Source organism: Nostoc sp. NMS2 (assembly GCF_017115105.1).
In the GTDB taxonomy this organism is placed as follows: Bacteria; Cyanobacteriota; Cyanobacteriia; order Cyanobacteriales; family Nostocaceae; genus Nostoc.
In genome coordinates this window covers 1-20,641 of the sequence record NZ_JABXKH010000043.1, presented here as the reverse complement: position 1 = coordinate 20,641, position 20,641 = coordinate 1, and the positions used below count along the sequence as shown (strand labels likewise).

Below are 20,641 nucleotides of genomic sequence, written 5' to 3'. Positions count from 1 at the left end.
ATCAAGCTTGATTTTGTGTAGTTTCACAAAGAGCTAGTATTACGTCATAAGCATTTTGAATTTTACAAACTACTAGTACTTAAGTATGGTAATTTTTTGATGTGTACCATTAGCAATAGCTTTTTTTATTTGATGGATGAAAATATTGTAAATTTACAATCTATGACTTCAATTGGAAGATTCTGTAAACTTTGGGTTTCCGGTTTTTATATTGTTTGAATTTTGTGTATATTAACACTCAGTGGTAAAGACAAGAGCAGTAAAAACCGTCTATCAATCATCTCCACGTCTACACTACTAATGCCAAAACCCCTGTTATAAAATAAGTTAGACCTTGTGAATAATCTTTCTCTTTATTCAGTTAATTGTTCGCAACAGCCTTTACACCCTTCAACTTTAAGCGTAAGAAAACGGTTAATTGACATTGTTGGAGCCATTGTGGGGCTAATAATTACGTTTATGGTAGCAATTCCTGTGGCGATTGCTACCTTTATTCATGAGCCAAGTCCAATATTTTATTCTCAAATTCGCTGTGGTTTGAACGGAAAAACTTTTCGCATCTGGAAATTCCGCTCCATGATCGTAGATGCCGATAAAGTCAAGCATTTGGTTAAAAATCAAGCCAAAGGTCACATTTTTAAATCTGTTGACGATCCTCGCATTACTCCTGTAGGTAAATTTTTGCGGCGTAGCAGTTTAGATGAATTTCCTCAATTTTGGAATGTTCTGGTAGGGGACATGAGTTTAGTTGGTACTCGTCCACCCACTCCTGATGAAGTCAGCAATTACGATCCACATCACTGGGATAGATTACGAGTCAAACCAGGCATTACCGGAGAATGGCAGGCTAATGGTCGTTCGAGTATTACAGACTTTGAAACCATTGTCAAAATGGATATAGATTATCAACGTAAGTGGTCTGTAAGTTATGACCTGAGTCTGATTATTAAAACTATCTGGGTAGTTTTGAAAAAGACTGGTGCTTATTGAATTTGTCATTAGTTTTTCTTTGTGTTCCCTTATCTCTATTTCTTATTCAACCTTTGACACCACTACCAGTTTCTGTGGGTACAATGTAACGTTGTAAAAATAAAAATAGTAATAATACTGGGGCGATCGCAATTACTGAGCCAGCAGCTACCAACCGCCAGTCAAGAGAAAATGTCCCTGCTAGCTTTGCGACTCCCAAAGGAAGAGTGTATAAATTTTCGTCTTGGATGACAATTAAAGGCCACAAAAAGTCACTCCAAGCACCAATGAATACGAAAATAGCTAAAGTTACTAATGCTGGGCGAACTGCTGGTAACATCACATGCCACCACAAACCTAACTCCGAACTGCCATCCATTCGGGCGGCTTCTTCTATCTCTTTGGGGACACTCATGAAAGCTTGGCGTAACAGAAAAATACCAAAGGCAGAAGCCAAACTCGGAAAAATCATTCCTAAATAACTATTTCTTAAACCCAACTGGACTGTCAAAATATACAGGGGAATCATCACGATTTGAAAGGGAATCATAATCGTGGAGACAATCGCCACAAAAATCCAGTCTCGCCCCACAAACGACAATCTTGCCAAGGGATAGGCAGCTAAAGCGCAAAACAGTAGATTTAAGCCAACAGTCAGCACTGACACCAAAGTGCTGTTATACAGGTATTGTCCAAAAGGTAGAGAGTTCCACACACTAAAGAAGTTATCTAGTGTTGGTGACGCAGGCAATAGCTGTGGCGGCGACTGTAAGATATTTTCCGTCGGCGATTTCAAGGCTGTGCTAATTAGCCACAGTAAAGGAAAGAGCATCACCAGTGCGATCGCTCCTAATAGCGCATACATTAACAGATTTTGCGATCGTGATTTTTTCCAGTTCAGCATTTGATTAATAACTTTCCGAGTTTTGTAAATATTAATTTTTGACTAATAGATTTTTTTAATCCATTATTTAATAGCTCAATTTGAATTAATAAATGTCTCAAGACTCTTGGTAAGTAGCTGCCTTTCTTCATAGCTAAAACTTCTATAACATTCATTTAGAGGTAGATTATTGCCTGATGCTAATTTTAGATTAAAGCGATAAACTTTACCATCTTCACCATCACCTTCTTCTATTTGTAAACCTACAATTTGACTTAGCGGATACTCAATTACTTGAGTACTAAACCATTTGTAAGTAGTCATTTTTATCCTATTAGCTTCTCGATCAAAAGTGTAATTGCTAAATGGAACAACTGCTAGTATCAAAAAAGTAACTATACTAAATAAAATTGCCATACCAAAAGCTGTGAACAACACTTCTGTTGTAAAATCTGGAATAAAAAACACAGAAAAGATTAACAGTATTGCTATTGTCAAAGGAAATACTGCAAAAAACAAACTGAAAGTCCTCAAAAATACAAACTTAATTTGAAATATAAGTTTTGTAGAAGTTTGTTCAAAAATTTCTATATCTGGGCGAACAAAAGGCAAAGAAAATATAATCAATATCAAGCCAAACGCAATCAGAGAAAACATCCAACCAGTAAATTGAGAAAATACATTTTGTTCCATAAAAAAGAATTGATTGTTTTTTTTAAATTCAACAGCAATGTAAACACTCATGATAATTGCTGGTTATTTTGAAAAATATTTAAGGTATATCTAGCTCTAGTTTTAAGAATATTTAATTGGTCAACCTGTGACAATAATCTGTCCAAGGCTTCAGTTTCTTTATGTGACAAATCATTCTCAGAATTTTTAACTAATAATTCCTGTAACTGTATCTGAGTTTTGGGAGATAAATAACTTTCTGCCAAAGCTTGCAACTCATCTAGATTTAAACCAATCAATAATTCTGAATCTAAAGATAAGTTAGTTAGCTGTTGGTAAGTTTCTAAATCTAACAGTACTCCAACTTTTTTTCCTTCTGCATTAGTGACATACTGAACTGAGTCAGACATGGCTTTACTTGAGAATTTGGTTAATTTTATCGTAACTTATCATCAAAAATCTGGACAGAGGAATTCATCTAATTCTGTTGGTGTGATTCCAGATGTAATTCTGGCTGGTGCTAAGGTTCTAAATCTACGTTCATGAAATGTAATGCACCATACTATGTAAATGTAGAGACGTAAAGTTTTACGTCTCTACAATAAAGAGTTTTGGTTACACAACTCATAATCTTTATACATCAAATCAGCAACACCAAAAATGTATTGTATTTAATCAAGTAGGCTTATAGGCTATCATCCTACAGTTTTAAGCCAATTCACAGTAGTTAATCTTCAACCGCTACATAAGGTTGTGGTTCCCGTAAGCGTTGGGCAATTTGTTCTCGTCGATATTTTGCAAGTTCGCTGTAAAGCCTCTTACGAGAGAGATTCACGCTGCCAACAGGTTCATGTTCTAGTAGTGTATGCCAAGGTGAAAACAGCGAACCCTCATCTAAACGTTTGCGTTCTTCAAAGTCAAATTTCTGGCTAAAAATGCGAACAGTTGCAACTTTAACAAACGGTGAATCTGATTCTTGCCATTCTTTAACATGGTCTTCAATCGGCGTTTTTTCATCATCTACATAAAACTGAATGAAGAAGTCAAAAGACGCTTCTCGACCTTCTTCAGTCAAATATTTGACTATTGCTTCTCGGAGGTAATTTTCTGATTCGGGAAGTTTTTCGAGTGGTTGTTCAGGCTGTTGAGATTTGACAGACAATCTTACAATGCGATTCCCAAACTTAAATGGAGCCATGCTCCAATATTGAATCAAAAGTGGATTTCCTACTTTCTGGCTGCCAATTTTTTGCAAGATTGCAAAGGCGTAACCAAGTTCCTGCATTCGCTCTGGGCTAAGTTGTCCACTACCTGCTCTCGAAATATCGGCGTAATCACGAACGTCTTTGGTAAAGAAAGTAGGATAATTGTTGAGTATAAAATCTTGAGTTTTTTCTTCATCATCCAGCACTTTTTGCCCGTCTACATTCATCACCTTGATGGCGATACCGCGAACATCCGGCTGGCTATCGGAGTGGAATTTACCACGCTTTTCAGGCGAACCACCACTAGAGAAACGAATCCATGTAGGATAGGTTTGGGGTTTTTTGAACAAACCTATTCTCAAGTCTTCAGGAAGATTGGGTTCAATAATAAACTCTCCTGCAAGGAGTCCATGGCTTTTGCTATGAATTTGGCGGAGGTCTGGGCCTGTTTTTTGTTGAGCTTGGAGGCTACTTGCGATAATCTCGTCGATTATTGCTTCCTGCTCAGTGGTAGATGACGTTGGATTAGTCATAAAACATTTGATAATGTGTCTTCATTATCCTGAATCCTTCAACCTTTCCGAGTCAATCCGGTTTCCGTAAAAACAGCTTGTAGTGGTTTATCCCAAGCTTCAATAGGTATTTGGGACAAATAGGCGAAATCAAAGACAATTCCGATAGTCGGTTTTGTCTGCCACTGCGGTAAACTGAGCAAGCGATCGTAATATCCACCGCCATAACCAAGGCGATAGCCTTGATAGTCGCAAGCTACACTAGGGATGAGAATCAAATCCACATCGGTAGCATCTAATAGGGGAGCATCTGGGTGTGGTTCGGTAATGCCATAAGCGCCACTTTGGACAGAATCTTCAGGTGTCCAAATATGCCAATACAAGGATTTATTAATGCAGCGAGGAAATCCCCAACGGTATTTGGTGTTTGCAAATAGTTGACTGAGGTCAGGTTCTTGGCGAAAGCTGAAATAAGCGAGGATTGTTTTTGCTTGGGTAAATAAAGTAGAGTTTTGTAAATGAGAGCATAAGCGATCGCTTTTTTCTCTCCATTCTCCAACGGACATTGATTGACGTGTTTTGAGCAGAGTTCGGCGTAGTTCTGCTTTATTTAATTGATGATTAACTTTGTCCATGAAAATTTATAGCGTCAAACAAATAAGCTGGGCATTACCCAGCTTATAAGAGCCTACATTAATTAATACATTGTTATGCAGCGTGTTGACGATACCACTCAATGGTATTTTTTAACCCTTCCTCAAAGCCCACTTGAGCAGTGAAGTTAAAGGCTTGCTTTGCCCGTTCTGTATCCAAACAACGGCGGGGTTGACCATTAGGCTTGTCAGTTTGCCAAACAATTTCACCCTTAAACTCCATCAATTGGCAGATTAGAGTTATTAAATCAAGAATGGAGATTTCATAACCCGTTCCCAAGTTAACTGGTTCCGATTCGTTATAGAATTGAGTCCCCATCACAATCCCCCGTGCTGCATCTTCTGAATACAGAAACTCGCGGGTGGGACTACCATCACCCCAAACTGGGAGTTGCTTTTCTCCCTTAATTTGGGCTTCGTGAACTTTGCGAATTAACGCTGGAATAACGTGGGAACTTCCGGGGTCAAAGTTATCTTCTGGGCCATATAAATTTACTGGCAGTAGGTAAATTCCATTAAAACCGTACTGCTGGCGATAAGATTGCAACTGGACTAAAAGCGCTTTTTTCGCAATTCCGTAGGGAGCGTTGGTTTCTTCTGGGTAGCCATTCCAAAGATCGTCTTCTTTAAACGGCACTGGAGTAAATTTAGGATAGGCGCAGATAGTGCCAACACATACGAATTTTTCTACTCCAGCTTGATAGGCAGCGTGAATTAGGTGCGTACCCATGATCAAGTTATCGTAGAACAACTCTGCGGGTTTTTCACGGTTCAGACCGATGCCACCCACATGAGCTGCTAAGTGAATGATTATGTCTTGCTGGTCAACTGCGCGTTGGCTATTTTCCCAAACACGCAAATCGGAATCATGCGATCGCGGTATTGTAATCTTCTCACGATCAGCCCCTGCTTTACACAGTTGATCTATCACCTGACGACCTAGAAACCCCGACCCACCAGTGACGAGAATTCGTTGATTTTTTAGTTCTAAGGCGGTCATATTTTTATCCTCTGTGGTGCCAATCAGAAGTGCAAAGCGCCCAGTTCTTGACGAACCGTAGCAATATCATGTGGAAATTGCGAACCATTTCCATTGGGTGAAGTGTGACCCAATGCCTGTAGGTCTGCTTCTACCATTAAGGAAACTAATTCTTCAAAGGTTACTGATGTTTTCCAGCCCAACTTTTGGCGTGCTTTGGTAGAATCGCCAATCAATAAATCTACCTCAGATGGACGGAGGTAACGCTCATCAAACTCTACATAATCTTGCCAATTGAGATTTACGTAACTAAATGCTAATTCCAAAAACTCTCGCACTGAGTGGGTTTCACCAGTAGAAATTACATAATCGTCTGGCTGGTCTTGCTGCAACATCAACCACATTGCTTTTACGTAATCCTTCGCATAGCCCCAATCTCGCTTAGAGTCTAGATTACCCATGTAAATCTTTTTTTGCTTACCAGCAACTATACCAGCAACTGCTCTAGTAATTTTGCGGGTTACAAAGGTTTCACCACGTCTTGGTGACTCATGGTTAAAAAGTATGCCGTTACAAGCAAACAAATCGTAAGACTCACGATAATTTACAGTTTGCCAGTGGGCGTAAACTTTCGCACAGGCGTAAGGACTGCGGGGATAAAAGGGCGTTGTCTCACTTTGGGGTATTGCTTGTACTAAACCATACATTTCTGAAGAACCCGCCTGGTAAAATCGCACCTGAATTCCAGTCCGGTGTTGGTAGTCTCGAATTGCTTCCAACAGACGCAGCGTCCCCATTCCTACAGCATCCACTGTATATTCTGGTGAATCAAAGCTGACTCTGACATGGGATTGAGCGCCAAGGTTATAAATCTCTACTGGTTTGACTTCTTCTAAAATGCGTCGCAACGTTGTACCATCTGTCAAGTCACCATAGTGAAGAAACAACCGCACTCCCTCTTTGTGGGGGTCTTCGTAAATGTGGTCGATGCGGTCTGTATTGAAGGTAGAAGTCCGGCGAATGATGCCATGAACCTCATAACCTTGTTCCAGCAAAAACTCACTGAGATATGAACCATCTTGACCAGTGATACCAGTAATCAACGCTCGCTTGTGTTGCGTCATGCTCAATTATCCCTTATTGTCTTTGATTAAAAAGTTACAGGCAATTTGATACAACCTAGCAGCTAATTGCTAAATTGCCTAATGGGAAACCTACGAGTTCTTGTTATTATGAGACTTTTTCCGTAAATAAATATACTTAATAAAAAGTAAGCTAATACGTAAGCTTAACCTTAGATAGACCAAGATTGTTTCAGTATGTATATTTTTCTTTTACCAGATATACCAAGATTCTTTTTGTCTACGTTGTTTTTTTGTCAAAATTTCATATATATCTGGTTTTGTGAAGACTGAATAAAATAAATATTTAAAATTAGAGTTTTAGGGGCATTAGCTGCCCCACAGAATCGCCCCTAAGTATTGACTCAGTATGCCCCGTTATTTTTGGGTAGAATAACTACATCGACAGTTTTCAAGATGATCCATAAATCAAGCCAGAAATTCCTAAATTTCACATAATGCAGGTCTATTTGGACTCGCCGAGGGTAGGGAATGTCATTACGCCCGGATACCTGCCACAAACCAGTAATTCCTGGACGGATTGTTAAAATCTCATCAATGTGACAACCGTATTTTGGTAGTTCTTCTGCTACTAAGGGTCGGGGGCCGACTACACTCATGTCCCCTTTTAAAACGTTCCAGAACTGAGGAAATTCATCTAAGCTAGTAATTCGCAAAAATCGACCAATTTTGGTAATCCGGGGGTCTTGTTTCAGCTTAAAACTGCTTTCAAATTCTTGTCGCAATTCGGGCGATGTTTCCATCATTTGCATGAGGATTTCGTCGGCATTGCTTACCATTGTTCGGAATTTAATACAATTAAACGCTTTGTAATTTTTCCCTACCCGTTCCTGGATATAAAAAATTGGGCCTTCTGAGCTAAAGGCTATCAGTAAGGTCAAAATTAAGTAGACGGGGAAGAACAAAATTAATACCGACAGCGAAAACACGATATCGAACAGTCGTTTAGCAAACTCTCCGTTTAAACCCTGAAAAGGTAAACCTTTAGGTTTAACTTTTGGCGTCTTTGTTTTTTGACCGCGTTTTAAGAAAGTCCGCGTAGACGTTCTAGTGTCTTGCCTTACGCCTCGCTTGCCGGAGAGGAGTGAGCTCTGGGCAGTCATCATACTCCTTAATAATCCACACCACACATAGTCCCAATATTAAAGCCAAAATGATGTGCTTCTGGGGAAAATTGCCAAAAGCCTAAAAAAATCAGACGTTAACCAAGACCATCATTCCGAAAACGGTCTTTTTCGTTGCATTTGTTTACAAAATCTAGATAACGATCTGCAAAGATTTGCGGTGAAAACTGCCCGGCGTGCGATCGCATATACTCGGAATTGAACGAACCCTCATACACTTCAAATTTTTCTACTGCCTCCACTAAAGCCGCCTCTGTTTGCGTCTTGAAAAATATACCTGTCCCTGTATCCACACAAGAGCGGATATCTCGCACTGTCTCGAGCGCCCCTCCTGCACCGTAGGCGATTACTGGTGTACCGCAGGCTTGTGCTTCCACTAGGGCAATCCCAAAATCTTCACAAGCTGCATACACAAAGGCCTTAGCAGTAGACATATATTTTTTTACCACATTATCGGGTTGCCATCCCAGTATTTGGATATTAGAGTTTGCCATCTCGCGAATCTTGTTCATCTCATCTCCTGTACCAATGACTACTAATGGTCGTTTTAGTTGATTAAAAGCCTTGACAATCAACGATATTTGCTTGTAACTCACTAAGCGGGAAACTGTCAGATAGAAGTCCTCTTTCTCAGACAGAAATGGAAATTCCGCGATATTCACTGGTGGGTAAATGACTGTTGCTTCTCGCCGATAGCAACGCCAAATCCGCCTAGCTGTATGTTGCGAGTTAGCAATGAAGTAATCAACGCGATTGGCACTCAATACATCCCACTGGCGCAAACGATGTAATAAATATCGCGTCACCCACCCAGGTAAGCCACTACCCAGTTTGCTGTAGCGCAGATAATCAAAGGTCAAGTCCCAGGCATAGCGCATAGGGCTGTGACAGTAGCAAATATGCATCTGTTCGGGAGTGGTCAGGATTCCTTTGGCAACAGCGTGAGATGAAGACAGAATTACGTCATAATGCCGTAAATCAAGTTGTTCAATTGCTAAAGGCCACAAAGGCAAGTATTTTTGTATACCGTTGCGGGCATAGGGAAAGTTCTGGAGAAACGTCTTGCCAATCTGACGCTTATATAAATAACTTTCTCTATTGCTGGATTCAAAATCGATCAGAGCATACAAATCAGCATCAATGTGATTCAAAATTTCTCGAACAACGAGTTCGGAACCACCGGTGGCTTTGGGTGTTAGCCACTCATGAACCAGAGCATATTTCAAGGGCACAGCTAACTTGAATAAATGGAAGATACAAAGGCTAACTTGATGACGTTAACTGAAAAGTTTCCCCTTGTGATTAATTAACGGGAAGCGCACTAGATTAAACATAAGACGCAATTTTTCCTTAGAGGTTCCAGATGAATGATAACCTCAGATTGGGGAATGGGGAATGGGGAGTGGGGAATAGGGAATGGGGAATTGGGAATAACCAATAGTTATTCTTCCCCTGCAACGCCAGCCTCCCCTGCTTTTCCACTCCCCTACTCCCTACTCCCCACTCCCCACCCTCTGAACGACAACTGATATAGAAAAGGTGAATTTATGCGAATTCTAATTATGGGTGGTACTCGGTTCATTGGTGTCTATTTGACTCAATTACTAGTGGAACAAGGACACGAGGTGGTGCTGTTCAATCGTGGAAATCGGCCAGCACCTTCTTTACAGGGAGTAGGACAAATTATAGGCGATCGCACTGACCCTACCCAATTAAAAGCAAAATTATCACAAGAAAGCTTCGATGTCATTTTTGACAATAATGGACGGGAACTTACGGATACTCAACCACTGACAGAAATTTTTCAAGACCGAGTGCAACATTTTGTGTATATGAGTTCTGCGGGAGTGTATCTCAAATCCGATCAACTACCCCATGTCGAAGGAGATTTAGTAGATCCCAAAAGTCGCCACAAGGGTAAGCATGAAACAGAAGCTTATTTGACTCAATTGGGATTGCCTTTTACTTCCATTCGTCCTACTTATATTTACGGGCCTCGTAATTATAATGAGTTGGAAGGCTGGTTTTTTGACAGAATTGTGCGCGATCGCCCCGTTCCCATCCCCGGAAATGGGTTGCATATCACCCAACTAGGTCATGTAAAAGACTTGGCACTAGCAATGACTAAGGTTTTGGGCAATAAACAAGCCGTAGGAGAGATTTATAACATATCTGGCGATCGGTTTGTCACTTTTGATGGTTTAGCCCGTGCTAGCGCTGTAGCGGCTGGTAAATCGCCTGATGATGTTAAAATTGTCCATTACGACCCGAAAAAGTTTGATTTCGGCAAGCGCAAAGCTTTTCCGATGCGGGTGCAGCATTTCTTTGCTTCGGTGAATAAAGCCCAAACAGAATTAAACTGGTATCCTGAATATGATTTGATTTCTGGGTTACAAGACTCTTTAGAAAATGATTATTTGGCTAATGCAAAAGACAAAGCCGAAGTAGATTTTTCTGTAGATGAGGAGATTTTACAAGCGTTGTGAGTAAAAGTGTTTAGGGGCGCATCGTTGTGCAGTAGTGTCAACTTAGAGCCAGGGCCAATCGAATTTGCGGCTATACGGCAAAGTCTACCTCCTTGGACTAAGGACAAGACAAATTAAGGGTTTGAAACCCACGGAGGTGGGTTTTGTTTGTGTAGACGCGGTTTCTCACCGCCTGTTTCGCGTTAAGTTGACACCAAATGATCGCACCATTAAAATTCATCAGGGTTAACGCCTAACTCTCGCAGTTGTGCTGCTAATCTGTTAGCACGTTGACTTTCTCGTTCTAGCGGCGTGGGAAGCCAATTACCGGATGCATCATACCAACGTAGCCACAATCGCTCAATTCCTTGGTAAGAACCTTGCCAAAGTCCTAAGCCCAGTTCCAAACCTGGCATCCACACCCGTGGGGTACTCAAGTCCAATTCGCTGTAGCGGTCTGCGACTAATTGGAATATTTGGAGTTTGTCAGTGTAGCGGTCAAACACAATGTAGTAAGGAACTCGCAAAATCCGCTCATAAACTTCCCATTTGGTTGGCGGTTGGTTAATTTCTCGTAGAGTTTGTCCTAAGTCTTCTTTTTCAGTGCCAGGAGAAAGCAATTCTACCACTACAAAAGGAGCAACCCCTTCTTGCCAGATGACATAACTCAGACGTAAGTTTTGCTGTTCGTAGAGACGCGAAACTCCCACAGCAGCAAACCAGTCCGGGCGTTTATACGACAGTGTATGCCGGAGGTCATAGTAAAGGTTTAAATCAGTGCCAACAAATACCTCATCTACTGGATAGTTGGGTGGAAAGAACGTTTCGCGCAGAAGTTGGGGTTGAAAAATGTGAAATTCGTCAGGCAAACCAGAGTCCTCCGGGTATTCACTGGGAAGATCATACATGGTGGGTAGGGTTTCTTTTGGAGGGCGCGGAGGGTCTGTTTGGTACATAAGGGGAATCCTGACCGACTAATCTTAAGTTAACGGATAACGATAAAGGTTTGACCAAGGACTCTAGGAATTTGAAACCCAGGTCGGTGGGTAAAGTCTCGTATAGCCGCGTTTGCCCTTGGCGTGCCGGAGGCATCATTCCATTCGCCAGAGCATTTTGAGATGCTCCCTATTTATGAGAACTCCAAAAAATAAATTATCCAATTTCTGTACTTCACTACGATTTTCCCTCCCCCTGCCCTTAAAGCGATGGGATATTTTTTATTTGGAAGCCCCTATTCTCTCCACAGTTCCACTTGCTGCTTGAGTTCTCTCATATCTAAATAATCGCTAGCAAAAGCTTTTCGTAAAAGTGGATGAGGAATAAATTGATCGTATTTTTGAATTTCTGGTGCTTCTGAAGTACTGAGCAAATCTTCTGGGATAATTCTTTGCTCACACAATGAAGTAATTTCTTTATAAAGATGTTTATATTTATCCTTACCTAATTTAATTGTGAAATAATAGGGATTTAATCCGCCGATACTGATAATTTCCAATGATTCTCGACAGTAGGAATTGAGTAATCTTTCTAAGGTGCGATAAGCAACCGTACCCATCCAGGGAAAAATGCAGCATTTACCTTTTTCCAATTGCAAGATATTTTGTTTATCTAACCCAACCTGCTGCACCAATTGGCGAACTTGACGTAAACGTTGTAAAGCATTTTTTTGCAAATAGCTGTACTCGATACTTTCAAATAAAACCTGTTGCATTCGTTGTAAAACTTTGGTGTGAATCGTACCACCACTACCACGCCAATAAATACTAGCTTTACCCTCGGCTTGTTTCACAAAAATAGCCTTCTTTTTAAAGTCAACTTCTACAACTTCCCAACTTCTCCCAGCTAAAGCAAATTGATTGCCAACAGCAGGCGGCGTGACAATACTGCCAATTTCCGTTGTACCTTGCTTAACAATATATTCTTGCTGTTCAGCAAAGACAGCATAAAACTGAAATTTTCTCACAATCTTTTCTCCTGCCAAACCCAGGATTAATTTACCTTGTTCAGTATGCTGAATCTGACCAATATCAATTAAATATCGGAGTAATAATTGGAAATCTTCTTTGGAAATAGCAGCAAAAGGCGGCAAGCTAAAAATCTGTTTAGCTAAAGCATTAGGTGAAAGTTCTCCTGTTGCTGTTAAAATACTCATTGTCTGGTGATAAAGCAAACTCAAAGGATATTTAATCGGTCTGATTGGTTCAATCCATTGCTCCTCTAAATAAAGTTGAATAATAGCGATAGACTGCAACAACTGCCAGGGTATTTGCTCTGGGAGAGAAGCTTCTGACAATGGTTTCTCTTCAGCGCAGATAAAGCGCATATCGGCAGCTTCCCCTCTTCTACCACTACGTCCTAAGCGCTGTAAAAAGCTAGCTACAGACAAGGGTGATTCTAACTGAATCACCCGCTCTAAATGACCAATATCTATACCTAATTCTAAAGTCAGAGTGGCGGCAGTAACTGCTAGATTATTGGGTTCACGCATCGCATTTTCAGCAGCTTGCCGCAAGCTAGCAGATATACTCCCATGATGCACATGATATATATCTGGTAGTCCTTGTTCTTTGGCAATTTTTCGCAAAGATGCAATGACAGATTCAGTCCGCGTGCGATTATTAGCAAATATCAGACATTTGCGAGATTTGCTGAGATTGAAAATATATTGTTCATAATCTGTCGCCTCTGACTCATCTACTTCATCAGTAATATAAAAATGTTCTAAAGCTAGTTTTATTTGACGTTTTATCCCATCAGTTTGAGGTGTAATAACTGGCTTATCTGTTCCTGAACGCAACCAATCTTCAGCTATTGAGTAATCGCCAAGAGTTGCTGATAAACCAATACGGCGTGGTTGTCTTTGCGTTAACTTTGCTAAACGTTGTAATTGGCAAATAATTTGACAACCGCGTTCGGAACCCATAAAAGCGTGAATTTCATCAATAATGACAAATCTTAAGTCACCAAATAAGCGAAGGAGGTCGTTATTTTTGTTGATTAACAAACTTTCTAAAGATTCTGGTGTAATTTGGAGAATTCCTTGAGGGTTCTTTAAGAGTTTGTTTTTTCGACTTTGAGAAACATCACCGTGCCAGTGCCAAACCGGAATATCTGCTTCTTTGAGTAAGTCGTTGAGGCGCTCAAATTGATCGTTAATTAAAGCTTTGATTGGGCTAATGTATAATGCCCCTATAGTTGCAGCAGGGTTGGTATGTAATAAAGTCAAAATTGGCAGAAAGGCTGCTTCTGTTTTACCCGCAGCAGTTGCAGCAGTAACTAGTAAGTGAGCATCGGTGTCAAATATAACCTGACAAGCGGCAATTTGAACTGGTCGTAATTCAGTCCACTGGTGATGATAAATATATTCTTGGATGAAGGGTGCAAGTCTGCTAAAGGCATCGCTCATTTTTCTATGAATAATTGGATTAAAGAATCGGTCACGTATCTGTAAAATATTATGGTTAATTAGATAAATCTTTTAATTATAGGACTAGCCCTTAAAAATTTTGCTCAATAAATTCCTCCTTAAGCATTTTACTCTGTGTTCTCTGCGCCTCTGTGGTTCAATAAGAGACTTTTGAACCGCAGAGAGAAAAAAAGAGATTTTACCAGTCAGCTTGAAAGGATTAATTAAATAATTCGTAATTCGTAATTCGTAATTCGTAATAGAGCCTCCGGCACGCTCCGCGGTTTTCATGCCCAAAGGGCTGTACGTAATTAAGTTTTGTAATGGGGATTTAACCCCGACACAAAACTTGTCGGTTATAGAACCGGGGGACTTAAACCCACGGAACTAGTTACAGCGCTTCCGGCTATTATGCAATACAGTTTTTTTCCTTGCCCTCTCCTATCAAAGCTTTCAGATTTGGGAATGTACCTCATAGCTGCCGTAAGTGCTGTAAATAGTATTTTTAAAAATGTTGCCGATTTTCCCCCTGTTGACTCAAGACAGATTAACATCCATAAATCAAATTAAATTAATAGAGACAAGTATATAATGAGGCAAAAACCATGAATAAGTATAAGGAAATATTACGTATTGTCCTTGCTATATCGATTATTGTGGTTGGAGTGACACACTTTGTTATTCCAGAACCGTATGTCAAAATTATGCCACCGCAACTTCCTTACCCTTTAGGATTAGTTTATCTCAGTGGCTTTTATGAAATTTTGGGTGGTATCGGCTTATTAGTCCCGCCTGTAAGTCAAGCTGCTGCTTGGGGACTTATTGCTCTTTTTATTGCTGTTTACCCTGCCAATATTAATATGGCGGTTAATCATATTCAGCTAGAACATATACCCAATTCACCTTGGGTACACGTAATCAGGCTTCCCTTTCAAGCAGTTTTAATTGCTTGGGCTTGGTGGTATACGAAATCTTCTGATTGGGAAAAACAAGCTTCTATCATTCCTAAATCACTCATTCCCAAAGAATTAGAATTGGAATAAGTGCGTTTTTCTGTATCTGAATCATGCGTGTTACAACTTTTTTTGGAATAACACTATCCTTAGCAATCGGTATTGGGGGATTAACCCTTCCGGTAACGCAAGCGGTGCAGCTTAGAGATGGTACAGTCTACTTTGTCCAACCGCCGAAACTTGTGAATGCAACGACTACTTATAAAGATGTGAATGTTTGGGGCGGAACTTACTATTTCACTATCAACCTGCCGGAGAATGCTGGAGAATCCCTTCAGAAGGTAACGATCGCACAAAGGGAGGGAACAGAAAACATCCGCTATCATCTTAATGATACCCGCGCTTTTGTCGGAACGAGCGATCGCAAAGAATCTCGCCTAACACTAGGCCCAGTCACAGACGAACGCGAGACAAGAACCGTTACTGTGAATTTTTCTCCTCCTGTCACTCCGGGACAAACAGTGACAATCGCCCTTCGCCCTGTAAGTAATCCCAGCTTCTCTGGTGTCTACTTACTGGGTGTGACAGCGTTCCCGGTGGGTGAAAAATCCCACGGACAATTTCTCGGCTTTGGAAGGTTTCAATTTTACAGCAATAGAAGTAACTGGTGGTTTCCATAAGCAGCATGTTCGCTTGCAAAAATTTGGTAAATAGTAGAATTAGTGAACCTATAAGGAAGGAAAGTGTTTTTATGAGCATCCCACTAATAGACCAGTCTACAGAAGAAAAACTGGTAACTCTCAGTAATATTTCTTGGGAGCAATTTAAAGGTATCGAAACACAACTTCAGGAAAACCACAACGTCAGACTATCTTATTTGTCAGGAATTTTAGAAATTATGTCCCCAATTGGAGATAAACATGAAAAAGTGAAAAGTACTGTTGGCTTGCTACTAGAAGCTTACATGAAAGAGTTGGGCATCCGGTTTTACAGACGTGGTGGTTTCACTTTGGAAGAACCTGGCTATGCTTCTGGTACGCCAGATGAATCTTACAGCATTGGCACAGAAAAAGAAGTTCCTGACATTGTGATTGAAATTATCGTCACCAGTGGAACCATTAACAGGAAGGATTTATATAAACCTAAAAAAGTGCCTGAAGTCTGGTTTTGGAAATCTAACTCTATCAAAATATTCCGTTTTAGCGAACAGGAAGAGTACGAACAAGTAAACCGGAGTGGGTTTTTTCCAGATTTAGATTCAGCTTTGCTGCTCAATTATATCGCCATGCCTGACCAATACGATGCTGTTGTTGAATTTGAGCAGGCTATCCGAAATCAATAAATATTTATTCCCAAATTATTTGTAAATTTAAAATAAATCCTGGTAAAATATCCTCTCCTGATAATTCTTGGGGAGATGCTAATATTTCTACTGGTTTCCCAATCCGATAAATTTCTACCTGATGCATTTTCGGATTAATTAACCAACCTAATTTAACTCCGTTGTCAATATATTCCTGCATTTTGGCTTGCGTTTCTCGCAAACTATCGCTTGGTGACATTAACTCTAAAACAAAATCTGGTGCGATCGGCGGAAACTTTTCTTGTTCTTCGGGTGTGAGTGCATTCCATCTCTCTTTTCTTATCCAAGCTACATCAGGAGAACGGTTTGCACCATTGGGAAGTTTAAAGCAAGTCGAAGAATCAAAGCCAACTCCTAGTTGAGTTTGGCGATTCCAAATCACAAAATCTGCTGAGATTTCCGAGTTACGATTTCCAGTCTCTCCGCCTGTAGGTGGCATTATTAGTAGTTTTCCCTCCGCATTGCGTTCAAATTTGACTTCAGGGTTTTCCCGACAGAGTTGATAAAATTGGTTGTCGGTGAGTTGGATGATGGGGTTCAAGTTGACGGTGATAGCTGTCATGGGGATTATCTAGAAGATGGCATTTTTAAACCAGTAGAGTAGCTTTTTCTTAAATTCTACTAACCATGTCAAATAACCTGCTTTAATACAAAATAGCCACTGTATCGCATACCTGCTATGTCCGCCGACTATCTGACACCAGAACAACGTGCATTCATACCCCGATATCGAGAAAAATGGCAAGACATTGGACTATCCACGGAAGGCATCAACCAACAATATGCTATGGATGCAGTTCGAGCAATATATACTGCACTCGAACTCACGGAACCTGAAATAATTATCGTTGATAGCCCTAATGCTGCGTTCGAGTACATCTGGAATTTGTTCAAAGTTAATTCCTACACAGTCCTGGGTGATGCCATAGATAGTTTCTATTGGAGCAGAATCTACAGTAATTTGCAATCAGATTTGCTCGTGCGACTACCTGGTGATTTACAAACAAATTTACATTCTTTGTTTGAGAATCATCTGGCAAAAGAGTATGCCAATTTACTGCAAAAGCAGATGGAAATACAGTGGGAAGATGTTTTTGAAAAACACTTTAGTAAGCGAGATCGCAACTTTATTAAAAATATCTTCTCTTCGTGTCGAAAACCTGAAGCTTTAATCGCAGGATGCAGTTATTTTGATTTTTGTATTCATGGTTTAAACTACCAGCAATTTCAAAACAAAATATTAATTTTAGAAGATTTTGTTAAGAATTGCGGCTGGACTTTCTTTTTTCAGAATATCGCTATTATCTCCAAGCATTCGACCACAATCAGTATTGATAGCAACAACCATCTCCACGCCGAAGATACACCTGCTATAGCCTTTGCAGATGGATATAACTTGTATGCACACCACGGGAAACTAAAGCTAGAACGCACGCATAAACTAAATGATATCGGCTGGGTAAACTTATTAGAAAAAATGAAAACAGTCGAAATCGACTCCTGGGAAGAATACAAGTTATTACGTATCGTTAGAGAGCGAATTAATGTCCAGCCTATGCAGTTCCTTAAAGCGACAAATCCCAATACAGGGGAAGTGCGCGTTTCTAGAGTGTCTATGCGGTTTGCCTCTGCTATTGAGGCGGTACGCTGGGTAAACCAAGGCAAAACTTAGGAATCATGAGTGAGAATAAGCTGTTTAACATCTGTTAGCTTAAAATACCTATGACTAGTAAAGAAGAATTAAGAAGTGTTGCCTCAGAAATCCCATTATTTAATAATATTGAGCAAAAAGAAACATTTTTGTTTGTGATAGGGGCATTATTTTCGAGAGTTATTAGTTTGAAAAAAGCCGCAGAACTCATGGAAATGGAGCGTGATGTATTTATTGAAATATTAGATTTGATGGGACTGGAATTTTCCTACTTGACTGAACAAGATATCGCTATAGAGAAGGATTGGTAGGGTGTGTGAAGGTTGTTTTTAACTCTTCTCCATTAATCTTTTTATCGCGTCTGGAATTTCTCGATATTTTTCTAGATATCGCTCTTTGATGACATTTTTTCAGATTAGATGCTCTAATAAGCTGCTTTCAGGCGTGCTAGTAGCGACTACCAACGTAATAATTACCAGAGAAAATAATCTTTAAACTGTTGCAAACTCAGTATATTTCCGCACTTCTGGAGGCTGAAAAGCCAAGACAATATCACTAGGAGGAACACCTAAACGCATTAACTCGATTGCCATTCCTTCTTCAGTCAAATCTTCTTCAATGTAAATTCTTTCATTTTTGATGCGAATATAGACAGAAATTCCTTTAACTCTTTTCCCTTGTTTCCAACCAATATTGAACCACAAATATTGACTTCTCTCATCATCAAACATTAACACTTCATCTATATCAACAACAGTAACTTGCGAAGATATTTTTTGATACTCTGTTAATATTTGCTTGATCGTATTTTGATATTGAGTTAAATTATCCATTTCACAATCTCCTGTTTATTCATATCAACAACCAATAGTGAGACTTGATACTTTTCCAAAATAAATTTAATTGCAACTTTTTGAAAGAAATCCTCATAAATTATTTCACCTATTGCTAAATATAATTGCTTTTCAGGATATTCCAGAGAAAGGAAAGCTTTATAAATTAGATACTGACCTAATGTGGTTTCCAAATCACGCATAGGAGAGCGACTCAGAAAACTTTTAATTTCAATAACAATTTGTTTTCCTTCTCTACTAGCGGCAATGGTTTTTTCACCAGCAAGATCGGCAAACAGTTTAACTTCTTCATATTTAATCGGATAAGGATCGGCTGTAATTATCCAACCATCCTTAATTAAGGCATTTTTAACCGCATCATGGTATACATCTTTTGCTGGCATTTTCTCCGTGATATATAGAGAAAGTAGCTATGAGGGCTAGTTAATATAATTGTACTAAGGGCGGTTATATTTGTGATAATTCATTCTTTGAAAATCACTTAGCTATGAATGTCATCAAAGTGCGATCGCTCTTGAACACCATTTTTTCAGACTAGATGCAGGGTTCGTCTTTGTTTGGTGCGATCGCTTAATTATAAAAACTCATTGTCAGCAAAGCAATCTTTGAGTGTTGCGATCGCTTTTTGATGCTGTCATAAATTAATATTTATCTCCAGATTATTGCTAAATTTAAAGTAAATCCTGGTAAAATATCTTCACCTAATAATTCTTTTGGATGTTCTAATATTTCCACTGGTTGACCAAGACGGTAGATTTCTACCTGACGTAATTTTGAATTAATTAACCAACCTAATTTAACCCCGTTATCGATATATTCCTGCATTTTCTCTTGGGTTTCTTTCAAAGTATCGCTGGGTGACATTAACTCTAAAACGAAGTCTGGTGCAATATGTGGAAACTTTTCTTGCTCTTCAGGTGTAAGTGTATCCCATCGTTCTTTTCTAATCCAAGCGACATCAGGAGAACGGTTTGCACCATTAGGCAATTTAAAGCAAGTGGAAGAATCGAAGCAAATTCCTAGTTGAGTTTGACGATTCCAAATTCCAAACTCAACAGAAATTTCAAAATTACGATTTCCAGTCTCTCCGCCTGTGGGTGGCATGATTAGAAGTTCTCCCCTTGCATTGCGTTCAAATTTGATTTCAGGGTTTTCACGACACAACTGATAAAATTGATTGTCGGTGAGTTGGATGATGGGGTTTAAGTTGATGGCGATCGCTGTCATAGTAAATATATTGGGGATGACATCAAAATTTAATGAAGCTTGTTACCACAAACTAATTGTATCAAGACATCCTAACAATGAATTTCAGAGTCAAGCGTTGGCGTAGCCCAATCCAGGTATCGCTCTTTGATACCATTTTTGAAAATTAGATGCAGAGTTGACGGAAATTGCTTCAGGGTTTGCAGAAGTTACTTTAGGGTTCACAAAAGCTATTTTAGAGTTCGCGGAAGTTGCTTCAGGGTTCGCAAAAGCTATTTTAGAGTTCGCGGAAGTTGCTTCAGGGTTCGCAAAAGCTATTTTAGAGTTCGCGGAAGTTGCTTCAGGGTTCGCAAAAGCTATTTTAGAGTTCGCAAAAGCTACTTTAGAGTTTGCAAAAGCTATTTCAGAGTTCGTCTTTGTTTAGTGCGATCGCTTAATTATAAAAACTCATTGCCAGCAATGCAATCTCTGAAAACAGCGATCGCTCTTTAACACCATTTTCCCAGAAGTGGTTACAGGGTTGACGGAAGTGGTTACAGGGTTGACGTGAGTGGTTACAGGGTTGACGGAAGTGGTTACAGGGTTGACGGAAGTGGTTACAGGG

23 protein-coding genes are annotated in these 20,641 nt (G+C 39.8%); 8 read left to right on the top strand and 15 right to left on the bottom strand.

The window, feature by feature from the left end; translation table 11 throughout:
* The first annotated feature begins 336 nt into the window (after positions 1 to 336).
* The gene (locus HWQ36_RS06630; RefSeq protein WP_292699433.1) at positions 337 to 990 is read left to right on the top strand and encodes a sugar transferase; all 654 of its coding nucleotides are present in this window, start codon (positions 337 to 339) and stop codon (positions 988 to 990) included.
* Positions 991 to 1,036: 46 nt separating this feature from the next.
* Here the strand turns inward: HWQ36_RS06630 and HWQ36_RS06625 are convergent, their stop codons facing one another.
* From HWQ36_RS06625 to HWQ36_RS06585, 9 genes are all read right to left on the bottom strand, one after another.
* Entirely contained in the window at positions 1,037 to 1,873 is an 837-nt protein-coding gene (locus tag HWQ36_RS06625) for a carbohydrate ABC transporter permease (protein ID WP_163928901.1), read from the bottom strand.
* Positions 1,874 to 1,948: 75 nt separating this feature from the next.
* Entirely contained in the window at positions 1,949 to 2,596 is a 648-nt protein-coding gene (locus tag HWQ36_RS06620; RefSeq protein ID WP_292699427.1) for a hypothetical protein, read from the bottom strand.
* Positions 2,593 to 2,934, bottom strand: coding sequence for a hypothetical protein (locus HWQ36_RS06615; RefSeq protein ID WP_292699425.1), 342 nt, complete (start codon positions 2,932 to 2,934; stop codon positions 2,593 to 2,595). The genes HWQ36_RS06620 and HWQ36_RS06615 overlap by 4 nt, the downstream gene beginning before the upstream one ends.
* 317 nt (positions 2,935 to 3,251) lie before the next feature.
* A complete protein-coding gene (locus tag HWQ36_RS06610; RefSeq protein WP_292699423.1) occupies positions 3,252 to 4,262 on the bottom strand; it encodes a catalase family protein in 1,011 nt (336 codons plus the stop codon).
* A 38-nt stretch (positions 4,263 to 4,300) separates the two neighbouring features.
* Positions 4,301 to 4,876: a 5-formyltetrahydrofolate cyclo-ligase gene (locus HWQ36_RS06605; protein ID WP_292699420.1), complete on the bottom strand. Its 576-nt coding sequence runs from the start codon at positions 4,874 to 4,876 to the stop codon at positions 4,301 to 4,303.
* A 73-nt stretch (positions 4,877 to 4,949) separates the two neighbouring features.
* On the bottom strand, positions 4,950 to 5,894 hold the full coding sequence (locus HWQ36_RS06600; protein ID WP_292699417.1) for a GDP-L-fucose synthase: 945 nt from the start codon (positions 5,892 to 5,894) through the stop codon (positions 4,950 to 4,952).
* 23 nt (positions 5,895 to 5,917) lie between these two features.
* On the bottom strand, positions 5,918 to 6,997 hold the full coding sequence (gene gmd, locus HWQ36_RS06595; RefSeq protein ID WP_292699414.1) for a GDP-mannose 4,6-dehydratase: 1,080 nt from the start codon (positions 6,995 to 6,997) through the stop codon (positions 5,918 to 5,920).
* A 362-nt stretch (positions 6,998 to 7,359) separates the two neighbouring features.
* Entirely contained in the window at positions 7,360 to 8,118 is a 759-nt protein-coding gene (locus tag HWQ36_RS06590) for a sugar transferase (protein WP_292699546.1), read from the bottom strand.
* A gap of 98 nt (positions 8,119 to 8,216) precedes the next feature.
* A complete protein-coding gene (locus HWQ36_RS06585; RefSeq protein WP_292699411.1) occupies positions 8,217 to 9,371 on the bottom strand; it encodes a glycosyltransferase in 1,155 nt (384 codons plus the stop codon).
* A gap of 315 nt (positions 9,372 to 9,686) precedes the next feature.
* Between HWQ36_RS06585 and HWQ36_RS06580 the strand changes: the two genes are divergently transcribed.
* Entirely contained in the window at positions 9,687 to 10,625 is a 939-nt protein-coding gene (locus HWQ36_RS06580) for an NAD-dependent epimerase/dehydratase family protein (RefSeq protein WP_292699408.1), read from the top strand.
* Positions 10,626 to 10,834: 209 nt separating this feature from the next.
* On the opposite strand, the gene HWQ36_RS06575 is transcribed toward HWQ36_RS06580, so the two are convergent.
* Positions 10,835 to 11,560: a Uma2 family endonuclease gene (locus tag HWQ36_RS06575; RefSeq protein WP_292699405.1), complete on the bottom strand. Its 726-nt coding sequence runs from the start codon at positions 11,558 to 11,560 to the stop codon at positions 10,835 to 10,837.
* Positions 11,561 to 11,835: 275 nt separating this feature from the next.
* Positions 11,836 to 14,010 (bottom strand): DEAD/DEAH box helicase, encoded by a 2,175-nt coding sequence (locus HWQ36_RS06570; RefSeq protein ID WP_292699403.1) that lies wholly within the window; start codon positions 14,008 to 14,010, stop codon positions 11,836 to 11,838.
* Positions 14,011 to 14,615: 605 nt separating this feature from the next.
* Here HWQ36_RS06570 and HWQ36_RS06565 point away from each other — a divergent pair.
* From HWQ36_RS06565 to HWQ36_RS06555, 3 genes are all read left to right on the top strand, one after another.
* On the top strand, positions 14,616 to 15,053 hold the full coding sequence (locus tag HWQ36_RS06565) for a DoxX family protein (protein WP_292699402.1): 438 nt from the start codon (positions 14,616 to 14,618) through the stop codon (positions 15,051 to 15,053).
* Between the two features lie 23 nt (positions 15,054 to 15,076).
* Positions 15,077 to 15,643 carry a DUF2808 domain-containing protein gene (locus HWQ36_RS06560; protein WP_292699400.1) on the top strand — a complete coding sequence of 189 codons (567 nt, stop codon included), beginning with the start codon at positions 15,077 to 15,079 and terminating at the stop codon, positions 15,641 to 15,643.
* A gap of 71 nt (positions 15,644 to 15,714) precedes the next feature.
* On the top strand, positions 15,715 to 16,305 hold the full coding sequence (locus HWQ36_RS06555; RefSeq protein WP_292699398.1) for a Uma2 family endonuclease: 591 nt from the start codon (positions 15,715 to 15,717) through the stop codon (positions 16,303 to 16,305).
* Between the two features lie 4 nt (positions 16,306 to 16,309).
* Here the strand turns inward: HWQ36_RS06555 and HWQ36_RS06550 are convergent, their stop codons facing one another.
* Complete coding sequence (locus HWQ36_RS06550; RefSeq protein WP_292699396.1) at positions 16,310 to 16,888, bottom strand: Uma2 family endonuclease; 579 nt, start codon at positions 16,886 to 16,888, stop codon at positions 16,310 to 16,312.
* A 117-nt stretch (positions 16,889 to 17,005) separates the two neighbouring features.
* Between HWQ36_RS06550 and HWQ36_RS06545 the strand changes: the two genes are divergently transcribed.
* Together HWQ36_RS06545 and HWQ36_RS06540 are read left to right on the top strand one after the other, a co-directional pair.
* The gene (locus HWQ36_RS06545; protein ID WP_292699394.1) at positions 17,006 to 17,998 is read left to right on the top strand and encodes a DUF6745 domain-containing protein; all 993 of its coding nucleotides are present in this window, start codon (positions 17,006 to 17,008) and stop codon (positions 17,996 to 17,998) included.
* A 50-nt stretch (positions 17,999 to 18,048) separates the two neighbouring features.
* On the top strand, positions 18,049 to 18,288 hold the full coding sequence (locus tag HWQ36_RS06540) for a hypothetical protein (RefSeq protein ID WP_292699392.1): 240 nt from the start codon (positions 18,049 to 18,051) through the stop codon (positions 18,286 to 18,288).
* Between the two features lie 180 nt (positions 18,289 to 18,468).
* Here the strand turns inward: HWQ36_RS06540 and HWQ36_RS06535 are convergent, their stop codons facing one another.
* The 3 genes from HWQ36_RS06535 to HWQ36_RS06525 form a co-directional block, all read right to left on the bottom strand.
* Complete coding sequence (locus HWQ36_RS06535; RefSeq protein WP_292699390.1) at positions 18,469 to 18,810, bottom strand: XisI protein; 342 nt, start codon at positions 18,808 to 18,810, stop codon at positions 18,469 to 18,471.
* Positions 18,798 to 19,214, bottom strand: coding sequence for a XisH family protein (locus HWQ36_RS06530; protein ID WP_292699388.1), 417 nt, complete (start codon positions 19,212 to 19,214; stop codon positions 18,798 to 18,800). Before HWQ36_RS06530 ends, HWQ36_RS06535 begins: the two co-directional genes overlap by 13 nt.
* Positions 19,215 to 19,479: 265 nt before the next feature.
* On the bottom strand, positions 19,480 to 20,058 hold the full coding sequence (locus HWQ36_RS06525; protein WP_292699387.1) for a Uma2 family endonuclease: 579 nt from the start codon (positions 20,056 to 20,058) through the stop codon (positions 19,480 to 19,482).
* Positions 20,059 to 20,215: 157 nt separating this feature from the next.
* Between HWQ36_RS06525 and HWQ36_RS06520 the strand changes: the two genes are divergently transcribed.
* Positions 20,216 to 20,461, top strand: a complete 246-nt coding sequence (locus HWQ36_RS06520; protein ID WP_292699385.1) for a hypothetical protein — start codon at positions 20,216 to 20,218, stop codon at positions 20,459 to 20,461.
* The last annotated feature ends 180 nt before the right edge of the window (positions 20,462 to 20,641 follow it).